Annotated in this window: 12 protein-coding genes; 11 read left to right on the plus strand and 1 reads right to left on the minus strand. The window is 55.7% G+C overall.

The window, feature by feature from the left end:
• Positions 1-5: 5 nt before the first annotated feature.
• The 10 genes from accD to GQF00_RS01855 all read left to right on the plus strand — a co-directional run bounded on the left by accD (position 6) and on the right by GQF00_RS01855 (position 10,907).
• The gene (accD, locus tag GQF00_RS01810; protein WP_161317452.1) at positions 6-890 is read left to right on the plus strand and encodes an acetyl-CoA carboxylase, carboxyltransferase subunit beta; all 885 of its coding nucleotides are present in this window, start codon (positions 6-8) and stop codon (positions 888-890) included.
• On the plus strand, positions 877-2,127 hold the full coding sequence (locus GQF00_RS01815) for a folylpolyglutamate synthase/dihydrofolate synthase family protein (RefSeq protein ID WP_161317453.1): 1,251 nt from the start codon (positions 877-879) through the stop codon (positions 2,125-2,127). The genes accD and GQF00_RS01815 overlap by 14 nt, the downstream gene beginning before the upstream one ends.
• The gene (locus GQF00_RS01820; RefSeq protein ID WP_370519444.1) at positions 2,120-2,713 is read left to right on the plus strand and encodes an SPOR domain-containing protein; all 594 of its coding nucleotides are present in this window, start codon (positions 2,120-2,122) and stop codon (positions 2,711-2,713) included. The genes GQF00_RS01815 and GQF00_RS01820 overlap by 8 nt, the downstream gene beginning before the upstream one ends.
• Before the next feature lie 137 nt (positions 2,714-2,850).
• Positions 2,851-3,345, plus strand: a complete 495-nt coding sequence (locus GQF00_RS01825) for a CvpA family protein (RefSeq protein ID WP_161317454.1) — start codon at positions 2,851-2,853, stop codon at positions 3,343-3,345.
• An 11-nt stretch (positions 3,346-3,356) separates the two neighbouring features.
• Complete coding sequence (gene purF / locus GQF00_RS01830; RefSeq protein ID WP_161317455.1) at positions 3,357-4,880, plus strand: amidophosphoribosyltransferase; 1,524 nt, start codon at positions 3,357-3,359, stop codon at positions 4,878-4,880.
• Positions 4,881-4,934: 54 nt separating this feature from the next.
• Positions 4,935-6,146: an O-succinylhomoserine sulfhydrylase gene (locus GQF00_RS01835; protein WP_161317456.1), complete on the plus strand. Its 1,212-nt coding sequence runs from the start codon at positions 4,935-4,937 to the stop codon at positions 6,144-6,146.
• 61 nt (positions 6,147-6,207) lie between these two features.
• Complete coding sequence (locus GQF00_RS01840; protein WP_161317457.1) at positions 6,208-7,119, plus strand: MoxR family ATPase; 912 nt, start codon at positions 6,208-6,210, stop codon at positions 7,117-7,119.
• A gap of 3 nt (positions 7,120-7,122) precedes the next feature.
• Complete coding sequence (locus tag GQF00_RS01845; RefSeq protein ID WP_161317458.1) at positions 7,123-8,082, plus strand: DUF58 domain-containing protein; 960 nt, start codon at positions 7,123-7,125, stop codon at positions 8,080-8,082.
• Positions 8,082-10,118, plus strand: a complete 2,037-nt coding sequence (locus GQF00_RS01850) for a DUF3488 and transglutaminase-like domain-containing protein (RefSeq protein ID WP_237440347.1) — start codon at positions 8,082-8,084, stop codon at positions 10,116-10,118. Before GQF00_RS01845 ends, GQF00_RS01850 begins: the two co-directional genes overlap by 1 nt.
• A gap of 54 nt (positions 10,119-10,172) precedes the next feature.
• On the plus strand, positions 10,173-10,907 hold the full coding sequence (locus GQF00_RS01855; RefSeq protein WP_161317459.1) for a TenA family transcriptional regulator: 735 nt from the start codon (positions 10,173-10,175) through the stop codon (positions 10,905-10,907).
• Between the two features lie 83 nt (positions 10,908-10,990).
• On the opposite strand, the gene GQF00_RS01860 is transcribed toward GQF00_RS01855, so the two are convergent.
• On the minus strand, positions 10,991-11,557 hold the full coding sequence (locus GQF00_RS01860) for a hypothetical protein (RefSeq protein ID WP_161317460.1): 567 nt from the start codon (positions 11,555-11,557) through the stop codon (positions 10,991-10,993).
• A 134-nt stretch (positions 11,558-11,691) separates the two neighbouring features.
• On the opposite strand from GQF00_RS01860, the gene hrpB reads away from it, so the two are divergent.
• Complete coding sequence (gene hrpB, locus GQF00_RS01865) at positions 11,692-14,133, plus strand: ATP-dependent helicase HrpB (RefSeq protein ID WP_161317461.1); 2,442 nt, start codon at positions 11,692-11,694, stop codon at positions 14,131-14,133.
• Positions 14,134-14,451: the final 318 nt, after the last annotated feature.

The following is a 14,451-nucleotide window of genomic DNA, read 5'->3' on the forward strand; positions in this document are numbered from 1 at the left end:
TTTGCATGAGCAGCAGCAACTGGCTGGAGAAAATCCTACCCGCCGTAAGGCGCCCTCAGGAAACCCGCAAGACCAATATTCCTGAGGGGCTGTGGCGAAAGTGCCCACGTTGCGACGGGGTCATGTACAAGCCCGAGCTGGACCGCAATCTGGATGTGTGCCCGAAGTGTGATCATCACATGCGCATTGGTGCCCGCAAGCGCCTCAAGATGTTCCTGGATGAAGGCTCACTGGCTGAGATTGGCAGCAATCTGGCACCGGTAGATCGCCTCAAGTTCAAGGATTCCAAAAAGTACAAGGACCGTCTGGTAGCGGCCCAGAAGGCCACCGAAGAAAACGATGCCCTGATTGCCATGAAGGGAACCCTCAAGGGTGAGGCGGTGGTTGCCGTGGCCTTTGAATTCAACTTCATGGGCGGCTCCATGGGCTCCGTGGTAGGTGAGCGTTTTGTGCGGGCGGTGAATGTCTGTCTGGAGCGTAAGCTGCCGTTGGTCTGCTTTGCGGCCAGTGGTGGTGCGCGCATGCAGGAAGCCCTTTTCTCCCTGATGCAGATGGCCAAGACGTCTGCGGCTTTGGAGAAAATGCGCCAGGCAGGCCTGCCGTTTATCTCCGTGCTCACCGATCCGGTCTACGGTGGCGTATCTGCGTCACTGGCCATGCTGGGCGATATCAACGTGGCAGAGCCGAATGCCCTGATCGGTTTTGCCGGTCCGCGGGTGATTGAGCAAACCGTTCGTCAGAAGCTGCCGGAGGGCTTTCAGCGCAGCGAATTCCTGTTGGATCATGGCGCCATTGATATGATTGTCAGCCGTCATGATATGCGTGATACGCTGCACCGCGTGCTTGCCAACATGCTGGCCTGGCCACTGGAAGTGAATGAGCCCGACTGACCATGCGGCAGCACTTGCCGCCTGGCTTACCCGCATAGAAGCCATGCATCCGGCCGAGATCGAACTGGGTCTTGACCGGCTGCGCCGTGTCGCTGACCGCCTTGGGGTGAGTACCTTGTCGGCACCTGTGATTACGGTTGCCGGCACTAACGGTAAAGGATCAACACTGCGTTTGATGGCAGACCTGGCCCGTCATGCAGGGCGCCGGGTGGCGCTTTACACCTCTCCCCATCTGCTCCGCTTCAATGAGCGCATCATGCTACCAGATGGGCTGGCCACGGATGCCCAGCTTTGTCAGGCGTTTGAGCAGGTGGAGCTTGCCCGTGGCCAGATCCCCCTTACATATTTCGAGTTCACCACCCTGGCCGGGTTGTGGCTATTTGCCGGCAGTGATGCGGATCTGGTGCTACTTGAAGTAGGTCTGGGAGGGCGGCTGGATGCGGTGAATGTGGTCGACCCGGATGTGGCAGTGGTGACTTCGGTGGGGCTGGATCATCAGGACTGGCTGGGAGATACCCGTGAAGCTATCTGTGCCGAGAAATGCGGCATTGGGCGCAGGGGCAGGGCGCTTGTCTTCGGAGAGCAGAACTGGCCGGATAATCTTGAATCCCTGGTTGCAACGCTTGGTGCCTTGCCTGTTTTTGCCGGCAGGGATTTCTCCGTTGCGCCAGGGAAGAACATGCATTTGAGGGAGTCTGCCGAGCTACGCTGTCCTGAAAGGGTGATCCTCGGAGCGGACAATCTCGCCACGGCCTGCCAGGCGCTGATCCTGGCTGATGTGCCGTTGACGCAACCTGCCATCGATGGGGCTGCAACTCTGTCCCTGATGGGGCGTTGTCAGCATCAGCGGCTGCAAGAGCGTGATTGCTGGTTTGATGTGGGCCATAACCTGGCAGCAGTGTCGAGATTTCGGAGTTTGTTGCCGGCCTGCAGCGGCCAGCGTCATCTGGTTTTCGGGATGATGGCAGACAAGCCAATTGAGCAAGTGGCCGCGCAATTTGCTGCCGACGATGCCTGCTGGTACCTGTGTGCCCCGGATATGCCAAGAGCCGCAACAGTCAGCCAGCTGGCTGATGCATTGCCAGCTGGTGCCAGGCATTGCGTGTTCGACTCTGTCTCCGGGGCCCTTTCCTGTGCGCTGTCCGCTGCCAATCCCGGCGATCAGGTGGTAGTCTTCGGGTCGTTCTATACGGTTGCAGAAGCCTGGTTGGCTGCGGAGGAAGGGCAGAGTGAATAAACAGACACGACAGCGCCTGATCGGTGCCGTGTTGCTGCTGGTACTGGCGGCAGTATTGTCGCCGCTGGTCTTTCGCACGCCGGCACAGATCCGGACAGCGCTGGACATGGAAATTCCTCCCGCTCCGGACTACCAGGCCGTGACGGTAGAGCCGGTTGTGTCCGGGGAGGTCGAGCAGGCGGCGGCGGAGCGTATCGAGAGTGACCGTGAAGCGGTGGCCAGCGCTGCAACTCAACCCGATAATCCCGCTCCCGACCCCTCTGCTAACCAGGAGAAGCCGGTGCTGGAAACACTGACAACTCCGCCACCGCCCGCAATTAGCGCTAACGACGATCCCGTGCTGGCTGGCTTTATCGTCCAGGTGGCAAGCTTCAGCAAGCCTGACAGTGCGCAGACGCTGGTGACTCGGCTCAAGGATGCTGGCTTTCGTGCGTATACCGAGACTGACGCACAGGGCTCCAAGGTGCTGCATCGGGTGATGGTGGGCCCTGAAATTCGCAAGGAAGATGCCGAGCGGACCCGTGAGCGGCTCGCGAACGATTCCCGTTTCAAACTGGATGGGCTGGTGCGTATCTACGCCCCCTGAACAGCGTGTTTCGGCATGCATAGCCGGGCAGCCTCTGGTAAACTTCGCCGTCTGAATTCAGACAGCCTCGTTGTGATCGTGCACAGAGGCTGTTGCAACCCACTCAAGCGCATATTGCCCGCAAGAGCACGTTTTTGATGAATCTGGCTGACGGCATCATTCTGGTCGTAATCGCAATCTCTGCACTTCTGAGTGTGCGCCGGGGCTTCACCCGAGAAGCCTTTTCATTGCTCACCTGGGTAGCGGCCTTTATCATCGCGCGCCTGTTCACTCCGGCGTTTGAATTACTCCTTGAAGACCAGATCAGTACTCCCAGCCTGCGTTTTGCGGTTGCCTTTGGCTCCCTGTTTGCCTTGACCCTGGTGGTGGGCGCGTTAATCAACCATTTATTGGGTGAACTGATCCGCGTCACCGGGCTGAGTAGTACCGATCGTCTGCTGGGTATGGTGTTTGGCGCTCTGCGCGGTATTTTGCTTATGGTAGTGCTGGTGGCTCTAGGCCGTCAGTTATTTGCTGCTGACAAGTGGTGGCAGGAATCCATTCTGGTTCCTCATCTTGTGATGATGGAAACCTGGACCCGGGAAATGGGTGAGAGTTTGCTCGCCCTCGTAATGAATGTAAGCGGCAGCTAGAGGAAAGAACCATGTGCGGCATTGTGGGCATTGTCGGCCATAGCTATGTGAATCAGGGCATCTACGATGCGCTGACTGTTCTGCAGCATCGCGGGCAGGACGCCGCGGGTATCGTTACCTGCGATGGAGACCGACTGTATCTGCGCAAGGATAACGGTATGGTTCGCGATGTGTTCCGAACCCGCCATATGCGCCGCCTGGTAGGGAACATGGGCATCGGCCATGTGCGCTATCCCACCGCCGGTAGCTCAAGTTCTGCTGAAGCACAGCCTTTTTACGTGAATTCTCCATACGGGATTACCCTTGCCCACAACGGTAACCTGACCAACGCAGAAGAACTGGCGGAGCACATCTTCCGTGCTGACCTGCGCCATATCAATACCACCTCCGATTCGGAAGTGTTGTTGAATGTGTTCGCGCATGAATTGCAGAACCGCGGCAAATTACAGCCAGAGCCTGACGATATTTTTGATGCCGTGGCAGCCGTGCACAAGCGTGTTGAAGGTGCCTATGCAGTGGTGGCCATGATTACTGGCTACGGCATTCTGGCCTTCCGCGACCCGCATGGCATTCGCCCGGTATGTTTTGGTCGCAAGGATACGCCTCAGGGACCCGAGTATATGGTGTCTTCGGAATCGGTGGCGCTGTCCTCACTGGGCTTCCATCTGGTTCGAGACCTTGCCCCCGGCGAAGCGATCTACATCACTGCTGAGGGTGAGATGCACACGCGTCAGTGTGCAGAGAATCCGAGCCTTCATCCGTGCATTTTCGAACAGGTCTACCTGGCACGCCCTGATTCAATCATCGATGGGATTTCTGTTTACAAGGCGCGCCTGCGTATGGGCGAGAAGCTTGCCGAAAAGGTGGAGCGCGAATGGCCGGATCACGACATTGATGTCGTCATTCCGATCCCGGATACCAGCCGCACCTCTGCCTTGCAGATGGCCAATCATCTGGGAGTGAAATTTCGTGAAGGCTTTATCAAGAACCGTTATATCGGTCGTACCTTCATCATGCCCGGGCAGCAGCAGCGCAAGAAGTCGGTTCGCCAGAAGTTGAATCCGATTGAGCTCGAGTTCCAGGGCAAGAATGTGTTGCTGGTGGATGATTCCATTGTGCGGGGCACCACCTGTAACGAAATCATCCAGATGGCCCGCGAAGCGGGAGCCCGCAAGGTGTACTTTGCTTCAGCTGCCCCTGCTGTGAAGTTTCCCAATGTCTACGGCATCGATATGCCTGCCGCCCGGGAGCTGATCGCCCATGACCGCACCACAGAGGAAATCTGTGAGTTGATTGGTGCTGACAAGCTGATTTACCAGGATCTTACCGATCTGGTGGATACCTGTCGGGAAGGCAATCCGGATGTGGAGTCTTTCGACTGTTCCGTGTTCAATGGGGAATATCTGGCAGGCAATATCACGCTGGATTACCTGGCTGAGCTGGAAGCACGCCGCAATGATGATGCAAAGGGGTCTTCAGAGAAGAAACAGGCCCTGGCGGATAACGAGATTATCGATCTGCACAACACCAATTAATAGATGCTCAAGGTATCTCTAAATAGCGGAATCCCTTTGAGGTGAGACGAGAGAATGAAGGATCTGGATCCGAACGAGTTTGATGTGGAAACCCTTGCCATCCGTACTTCGCAGCTGCGTACGGATGAGATGGCGCACTCGGATCCGATTTTTCTGACGTCCAGTTTCGTCTATGAAAGTGCTGCCCAGGCAGCGGCCCGGTTCAGTGGTGAAGAGCCGGGCAATATTTATTCCCGGTTTACCAATCCCACCGTTCGGGCTTTTGAAGAACGGCTTGCCGCTCTTGAAGGTGGCGAAGCCTGCGTGGCGTTTGCGTCCGGCATGGCGGCGATCAGCGGCACGTTTTTCTCGCTGCTGGAGCCGGGTGATCATGTGGTCAGCTCTCGCAGTGTCTTTGGAACCACCAATGTGATTTTTGACCGGTACCTTAAGAAATTTGGTATCGAAACCACAATGGTCGATCTCAAGGACCTGTCTGACTGGGAAAAGGCAATTCGTCCGGAAACCAGAATCCTGTTCCTGGAAACACCGTCCAATCCCTTGTCCGAGATTGGTGACATTGCCGCGTTGGCGAAGCTGGCCCATGACAATGGGGCGCTGCTGGTTGTTGATAACTGTTTCTGTACTCCGGCCTTGCAAAAGCCGCTGGATATGGGGGCAGACATCATTATTCATAGTGCTACCAAATATCTTGACGGGCAGGGGCGCTGTCTGGGCGGGGCGGTCGTTGGCCCCAAACCCAAGATGGATGATGTGCTTGGCTTTGTGCGTTCGGCGGGTGCTTGCATGAGTCCGTTTAACGCCTGGGTTTTTCTCAAGGGTCTGGAGACGCTAAGCCTGCGTATGGAGGCACAAAGTGCTCGTACCCTTGAATTGGCGCAATGGCTTGAGTCCCAGCCGGGTGTGGTCAAGGTGCACTACGCGGGCTTACCCTCGCACCCGCAGCACCAGCTTGCTGGTCGGCAGCAGTCTGCCTATGGCGCGGTCATGTCCATAGAAGTGGAAGATGCAGCCGGTAATCGTGATCGGCAAGCCGCATGGCGCTTCATTGATGCCACAAGAATGATTTCCATTACTGCCAATCTGGGTGATGTGAAGACCACGGTAACGCATCCGGCGTCTACGACTCATGGTCGTGTGGCGGAAGAAGAGAAGCGACGCGCCGGGGTAACGGAAAACCTGATTCGTCTGGCTGTGGGACTGGAATCCGTTAAAGACCTGAAAGCGGATCTTGAGCGTGGACTGAAGGCCCTGGCAAGCGCCTGACAAACTCTTCAACAGCCAGCTTATCGCTCTGCAAATAACAAGAACCGGATAAAGGGAACGCATGCAGGCATTGACGAAAGCCCTTGGCGAAGTCGCGAAGGTAGTACTCGGTAAAGAAGATCAACTGAAACTGGCGTTGACCTGCCTGATGGCAAACGGCCATCTGCTGATAGAGGACTTGCCGGGCATGGGGAAAACCACCCTTGCCCATGCGCTTGCGAGGGTGTTCCAACTGGAATACCGCCGGGTTCAGTTCACCAGTGACATGCTGCCGGCGGATATTCTTGGTGTATCCGTATTCAACCCCAATACCCAGGATTTTACCCTGCGCGAAGGGCCGGTATTTACCCAGCTGTTGCTTGCCGATGAAATCAACCGTGCGACGCCAAAAACCCAGGGTGCCTTACTGGAAGCCATGGAAGAGCGACAAGTCACACTGGATGGCGTAACGCGACCACTACCCAGACCCTTTTTTGTGGTGGCTACCCAGAACCCGTCTGATCAAGCAGGGACTTTCGTGTTGCCCGAGTCCCAGCTCGATCGTTTCCTGATGCGTATTTCATTGGGTTACCCTGCGCCGGAAGTAGAATTGGCGCTGCTCGCCGGCGGGGATCTGCGCGAACAGGCCAGAAGCCTGAAGCCGGTGATCAGTAGTGATGGGCTGGTAAAACTTAGTGGTATGGTTGATAAGGTTCGTGCCAGCCATGAGTTACTTGATTACGTGCAGCGCCTGATGGATGCCACTCGCACGGACGACCGGTTTGTGGCAGGCCTGTCGCCCCGTGCCGGATTGGGGCTGCTGAAAGCCGCAAGGGCCTGGGCGCTTATCAGTGGTCGCGATTACGCCGTTCCGGAAGATATTCAGGCTGTCTGGGCTGCGGTGGCAGAGCATCGACTGAGCGCCCGTCAGGGAGGCAGCGTCTCGGCCATGACTCAGTCGTTGCTTCAATCCGTTCCGGTGGTACGGCGTTAGCCGATGCGCCTGCCGGCCCCCATCCAGAACTATTATCAGCGCTGGCTAAGTCGTCGTCTGCCTCGTTCGCCGTTGGTCATACTTAACCAGCGTCGTATTTTTATCTTCCCTACAGGATATGGTTTTTTCTATTTGGGTGTTGCCAGTTTGCTATTCGTTGGTGGCATCAATTATGAAAATAATCTGGTTCTGTCACTGAGCTTCCTGCTTGCCAGCCTGTTTCTGGTGGCAATTCTGCATACCTACCAAAATCTCTCCGGGCTGGGCCTGCGTAATGGTGGTAGTGAATCAGGTTATGCGGCTGAAAGTGGTTCCCTGGGCGTCACCCTGTTCAGTGAACGCAGGGATCATTACTGCATCTGGCTCAAGTGGGAAGGCCAGGCCGCGCAACAGATCAGTGTGCCCGCTGGAACAGAAAGCGCTCTCTGGTTGAATCTGGCGTTGCCGCGACGAGGGCGTGTCGTGGCGCCGCGCATGAAGGTGGAAAGTGTATTCCCGCTTGGCCTCCTGCGGACCTGGTCCTATGTCAGTCTGGAGCATTACTGTCTCGCCTGGCCAACCCCCCAGGCCTCTCAGGAATGTCCTGCGGATGGTGGGGATGAGACTGTTCAGGTGGTGTCAAGTGGCAAGGCCGGAAATGAGGAATTTCGAGGGCTGCGCAGTTATGTGGCGGGCGATTCGCTGCGTCGTATCGACTGGAAGGGCTATGCCCGGGGTACCGGTCTGAATACCAAGTTGTTTGAGGACCCCGCAGGTGGCCGATTGTGGCTCAACTGGGATGCGCTTGAAGGGGTTGGTACCGAGCAACGTCTTTCGATTCTGTGCTACTGGGTGCTGGTGTTGGACCAACAGCAGCAACCTTATGGTTTGAAATTGCCGGGTCTGACGCTGGCGCCCGATACGGGGGATAATCACCGGCTTCGAGCCCTTGACGCCTTGGCGGCATATCCGGAGTTTGGCTGATGCGTGTCTATCAGGTCCCGACGCACACCCGGCTATGGCTGGTAATCACCATTATCGCCTGCTCGCTCCCTCAATTGCTACGTGGTCACCTGTGGCAGGCTGGCCTGGTGGTGCTGGTAATGGTGATTCGTTCACTCGCGGATCGGCAACGGATTCAGCTACCGGGCAAGGCTATCCGTGGCCTGCTGATGGTCGGGGTTGTTGGTATCACCTGGATTACATTTGGCAGGATCTACGGACCTGAGGCGGGTGTGGCGTTGCTGGTCAGCCTGTTTTCGCTCAAGTATCTCGAAGTGGTACGCCAGCGCGATGCCTATGTGGTGATCGTATTGGGATACTTCGTCTGTGCCACCGCGTTGCTGTTTGAACGGGGCCCGGGCATGTTTGCCTATGTCTTGCTGTGCATGTTGCTGTTGACTACCTGCCTGATCGGTATCAATCACAGTGATACGGGGGCAAGGCCAATGGGGCACGTTCGCAGGGCAGTGGCGATGTCCTTGCAGGCGGTGCCTGTGATGCTGGTCCTGTTTGTGCTTGTGCCCCGGGTCGCGCCCTTATGGAATATGAAGATCGATTCAGGGCAAGCGCGGACCGGGATGTCAGATAGCATGTCTCCCGGGGAAATCAGTGAGCTGTCCCAGTCTTCCGAGTTGGCGTTCCGAGTCGCCTTTGATGGCGCTATCCCGGAAAAGGGAGAGCGCTATTGGCGAGGGCTCACGCTCAGCCATTTTGATGGTCGTACCTGGCAGCAGGCCATCCCTCGGGGCGTGGACAAACAAGCTTACCTGTTCCAAAAAGGCGGGCCTGAACCTGAATGGCACAAGAGCCTGATGGCCCAGGATCGCGGGTCTGGGTATCGTTATCAGGTCATTATGGAGCCAACCCAGAGAACCTGGCTTTTTGCAATGAAAGTGCCGGTCCTCGAGCAGGGCGAAGCCGGCCTGGCCAGAGACATGCGTCTGGTGGCAAGCCGCCCGATTTCAGAAAGTGTCGGTTATACCGTTACCAGCTATCCGAATCTTTCGTCTGCCATTGGCTTAGAGCGTTCAGATAGGGCGCTGATGTTGTCTTTGCCAGAAGACCAGAATGTGGGCAGGCGAGCACGGGGCTTGGCGCAGCAGTGGCAACTGGATAGCAGCACCGACGCTGATGTGGTCAAACAGGCGCTACGCCACTTCCGTGAGAAGCCCTTTTATTACACCCTGAAACCGCCACCTTTGCCGGTGGATCCCATTGATGAATTTCTCTTCGTGACCCGGCGAGGGTTTTGTGAACACTACGCATCCAGCTTCACTTTCATGATGCGTGCCGCCGGTATTCCGGCACGGGTGGTGGTGGGCTATCAGGGAGGGGAACCCAACGAACTCGGCTCCCATTTGCTGGTGCGCCAGTACGATGCACATGCCTGGAGTGAGGTCTGGCTGGAGGGGAAAGGCTGGGTGAGGGTGGATCCCACGGGTGCTGTTGCGCCAGAACGCATTGAAGATGGTTTGCGTGCTGCACTATCAGGAAATGGAGAAGACTCGAATGTCCTTGAGGGGTTGAGGAGTTTTGCCAGCTCTGGATTGCTGGGCAAGCTCCAGCAGTGGACGGACTACGTGGATTTTCAATGGCAGACCTGGGTGCTGGGCTATAACAGCCAGTCGCAAATGCAGCTTCTTCGTCAGTTGCTTGGCTCCACCAGTCCGTTAAGTATTGCGCTGGCACTTTTTGGAGCCATTACTCTGTTGCTTGGGCTCTATATGCTGGTTTTGCTGAGGCAGGATCGGGGGTACCGCCAAACCCCCATGGAGCGTGAATTTTGGCGCCTTCATCAGCGGGTGGCTGAGCGACAGGGGGCCCCATTGGATCCGGGGCTGACACCTCAACAGCTTGCCAATACGATCGCGGCTCGCTGGCCCGGTGCGGCAAAACCGGCCCGTGAATGGGCCCTCCAGTACCAGCAGGCACTCTACAATCCGGCGGTTTTAGCAGATAAACGGCGGATTCGTCATTTACGGCGCCTGCGAAATCGCTTATACAAATTATTGGGCTAGTGCGCCGATGCGGCGTGCTGGTGGGTTAACTCATCGTTGTTATGGAGAACAACTATGCGCGCCGCTAATTACAAGAAAGCGCTGGAAATTACTGAGCATTCGCCTTGGGCACAGCAGTTCTGGGATGAGTTGGTACCAATAAAGGACAAGGTTGTTCATCATCCGTTGTTTGAGGAAATGGGCAGTGGGTCGCTGAGCCTGCCACGTTTTCGTTCCGCACTGCTAAATTTCTATCCGTTGGTGGAAAACTTCCCTAAATACATGGGGTTAAACCTTGCCAAGACGCGTCCTGGTCGTTTGCCCGGGCATGAAGAAGCCAAGAACTGGCTAATTGGTAATATCAAGATTGAGCAGCGACACGCCTATTGGTATCAGGACTGGGCCATGGGATTTGGGCTCACCCTGCGCGAGCTGGAATTTGTAGACCCTCCCGCAGCCATGGATGCGGTAAATCATTACCTTTGGAGTATGGGTAGGGAGTCCAGCCTGGAAGAGGGCATAGCGGCCACGAACCTGGCCATTGAATGGGCCACCGGCGAGTGGAGCCAGAGTGTGGTCAAAGGGATGAAGGCCTACGAGGAGCAGGGCGTCGCCACCATCAATCGTCACTCAATGGCCTGGCTGAGGGCTCATGCATCCTATGATGACGACCATCCCCATGAGGCCATGGAGCTGGTTAAGCTGATTTGTGTGGATGAAGGGGGTCGAGAACGTGCATTTAAGGCTGCCACCAAGGGGTTGGAGTACTATCTCCACGCCTTGGATTATTGTTATCAGAGTGCGCAATAACACGACCAGTTGATTTTTTTCGTTCAGACATGTGAGGTTGACTTCATGGCAGTCGGACAGGGTTTTTGGCCGGCTGCCATGTCTTACATGTAGACCTTTAATTTGTCGCGTATCACTTTTTGGATCGCCTTGATCTCCATGGCAGAGCGATCCTCAAGTTTCGAAGGCTGGATTCGATGCAGGTGCAAGCAGGGAAAATCCTTGCGGAAGGCACGTAAATCCCCTTTGGTGATAACCGGCAGGAAGGGTACGGTCTCCGTTTCCTTTTTCATCAACGCCCAGAGGCCGACCTTGAGCGGCACGGGTTTCACTACGCGCTTGCCAGATTTCAACAGTCTCAGGGTCAGGAACAACCCTTCCTTGCCAAACAAGTCACCTGGCACGATATACATACCACTGGCATGGACGCTGTCTTCAGTAATACCGTTGAAAGTGTCGTGGTAGGCATAAGGGTTGGGCAAGATGATCAGTGAGCGATCTTCACTTTCCGGCAGTGAAATTTCGTAATTGGTATAGAGTTGTTCCACCGGGGCGCTGTACACACACAACGTATCCTGAAACTGTTTGATAAAATTGACCGCTCGCTGGTGGTTGTCAAACTCATTCAGTTTCCAGATGAGATGTTCAGGTATCCCCAAGTCGTTCATCATATCGGATGGATGGCCTAGTTATATATTATTAGTAATAGCAACAATATAGCATAGCCTGCCATCTTCAACAGTCCATTTGGGACGTCTTCGTTTTTGCTGATCACCATCACATCGGATATGAGAACAAACCTGTCATGACACAAAAATTTCCGGTCGATACGGTGATAAGTACACTGTTTACCGCACTTGAAGAGCACGGTGGTGCCATTCTTGAAGCGCCAACAGGTGCCGGCAAATCGACGCGGGTTCCACTTCGATTACTGGAAACGGAATGGGTGCAAAAGGGCCGTATTCTGATGCTGGAACCACGCCGTGTTGCTGCTCGATCTGTTGCCAGCTTCATGGCCTCACAGTTGCAGGAAAAGCCCGGAAAGACAATTGGCTATCGGACCAGAACGGATACGCGGGTGAGTGACGGCACGCGTATCGAAGTGGTTACTGAAGGGGTGCTCACCAGGATGTTGCTGGCTGATCCGGAACTGAATGGAGTCAGCTTGGTCATCTTCGACGAATTTCATGAGCGTTCACTACATGGTGATCTCGGTCTGGCCTTGCTTTCTGAAACCCGTAATGTATTCCGTAACGATCTTGGCTTGTTGGTGATGTCTGCAACCCTGGATTGTGGGCCATTAGAGGAACGGCTGGGTTTGCCATTGGTAAAAAGCGAAGGTCGAAGCTTTCCGGTGACGATTAGTCATTTGGCGGTCCCTGCCAACCAGTTGTGGGAGCAGCATGTTGTCCGCCAGATTCTTGGTGTGACGTCAGAGGCGGTGGTGACGTTGGTTTTTTTGCCCGGTCAGGCTGCGATACGGAAGATAGCCGAGGCATTGGCTGGCCAGCGGCTTACTGCAGAGGTTGTGGAGTTGCACGGCGGCCTGTCGCTGGACAGGCAACAACAGGTTCTATCCCGTGCCAGTCAGGGAGATGCGCTGGTTATCCTCGCAACCAATGTGGCTGAAACCAGCCTGACCATCGAAAATGTCACGCATGTTATCGACAGCGGCCTGGCCAGGGAGCCCGTCTATGATGCAAGCAGGCATCGTAGTCGACTGGTAACCCGAAGAATCAGTGAAGCCAGTGCCAGGCAGCGCGCGGGTCGGGCAGGGCGAATTGGCCCCGGTGTGTGTATTCGCTGCTGGTCTGAAGAAGAGGTCATGTCTCGACACGCCACGCCGGAAATCCAGCGAGTCGGGCTTGACCAGTTAGTGCTGGATCTGGCGCGCTGGGGCTGTCTGAATCCGTCTCAAATGCAGTGGCTTGATGCTCCTCCTGCAACGGCATGGCAATCCGCCGTCACAAGACTGAAGCTAATGGGGGCGCTTGATCAACATGGTGCCATCACGAGTAGGGGGCATTCGATTGCCAGGTTTGGGCTTGAGCCATCGTTGGCGATGTTGGTGTTGTCAGGACAAAAAGCAGGTCTCGCTAAAACGGCTGCGCGTATTGCCGCACTTCTGAATGAGCGCGATATCCTGCTAGGGCAGGGAGCCGATTTACGCAGCCGGTTGCAGGCTCTTGAGCAGCAACCAGGCCGGTTTGGCCGTGTGCTTGAGGAAGCCTCAAGGATACTTCCTGGTGCAGGGGAGCATTCCGAAGACTGGCGTAACGAGCTGGATCACCTTCTGGCAAGTGCCATGCCGATGCAATTGGCCCGACGGAGAGGGAGTGAGGGGCGTCGTTATCAAATGGCCGATGGGCCTGGGGTGGAATTGCCTGCCGGGGACTCACTGGTTGGGGAGCAATGGTTGCTGGTTCTCGATACTGATGGCCAACCTCGTGATGCGCGCATTCGCCTTGCTATGCCGGTCAGGCCTGAAACCATTTCGCGCCTTGAGCCAACACTGTCACGCTCCCATGATTGTGTGGGCTGGGATACGGAACGAAAGCGCGTGATGGGGCGTAGGAAGGTCTGTCTGGGGGAAATCGAACTTCATAGTCACCCACTCCAAGTATTGAATCCTGATCAGGTTGCGGTCGCCCTGTTGGATGGAGTGAGGCAGAGCGGGCCAGAACTATTGCCCTGGACGCCAAGGCTGCGTCAGTGGCAGGCCAGAGTTTGCAAGATGGCGTCACTGGACACAGCCTGGCCCTGCGTAAGTAATGAAGACCTGCTGTTGACTCTAGAGCAATGGCTGCTGCCTTATCTGGCAGGTATGCGAACCATGACGGATTTGATGTCGCTACCACTTGGATCAGCTTTGGCTGGTTTGCTGAATGATGAGCAGCAACAATCTCTGGACCAGCTATTGCCAGAAGCCATCACGATTCCTACCGGGCGCCAGGTGACCCTCGATTACACCGGTGAGCATGTAGTCCTTGCGGTGAAGTTGCAGGAGTTGTTCGGTATGAAATCCCTTCCTGAACTTGCTGGCGGGCGTTTGCAGATTACCGCGCACCTGCTTACTCCGGCAGGACGGCCGGCGGCGATTACCGCCAACCTGGAGCGATTCTGGACCGAGAATTATCAGGCCGTTCGTAAAGACTTGCGGGGACGCTATCCAAAGCATCCCTGGCCGGAGGACCCTTTGAGTGCGCAGGCTACAGCGTGGACAAAAAAGCGGACAGGGCAGGGCTGAGCATTGAATTTCAAGACTGAGAAAATTCAATAGAACTTACAGGTTTTCGGAGTTTCTACAAAGCATCTGCAGGAGCCTGCTTGCAGATGATCCGAGGCAAAGCAGGGAAATGGCTCGATTAAGGCATTTCCAGTTGTAGTGGTCCGAACCGTGGCCAGTACAGGATCAAGCAAAGGGTGATCAGGCCTATCCGGTTAGACCGATGTTACAGGAACAAGCCCTCGCCTTCAGACTTCCGACCTTTGCACGACACTCATTTAAAGACAATGAAGAAACAAAAAAACGCCCCGAAGGGCGTTTTTTGTTTCTTTTCGAAGG

This window comes from Alcanivorax sp. DP30, from assembly GCF_009882945.1.
In the GTDB taxonomy this organism is placed as follows: Bacteria; Pseudomonadota; Gammaproteobacteria; order Pseudomonadales; family Alcanivoracaceae; genus Alcanivorax.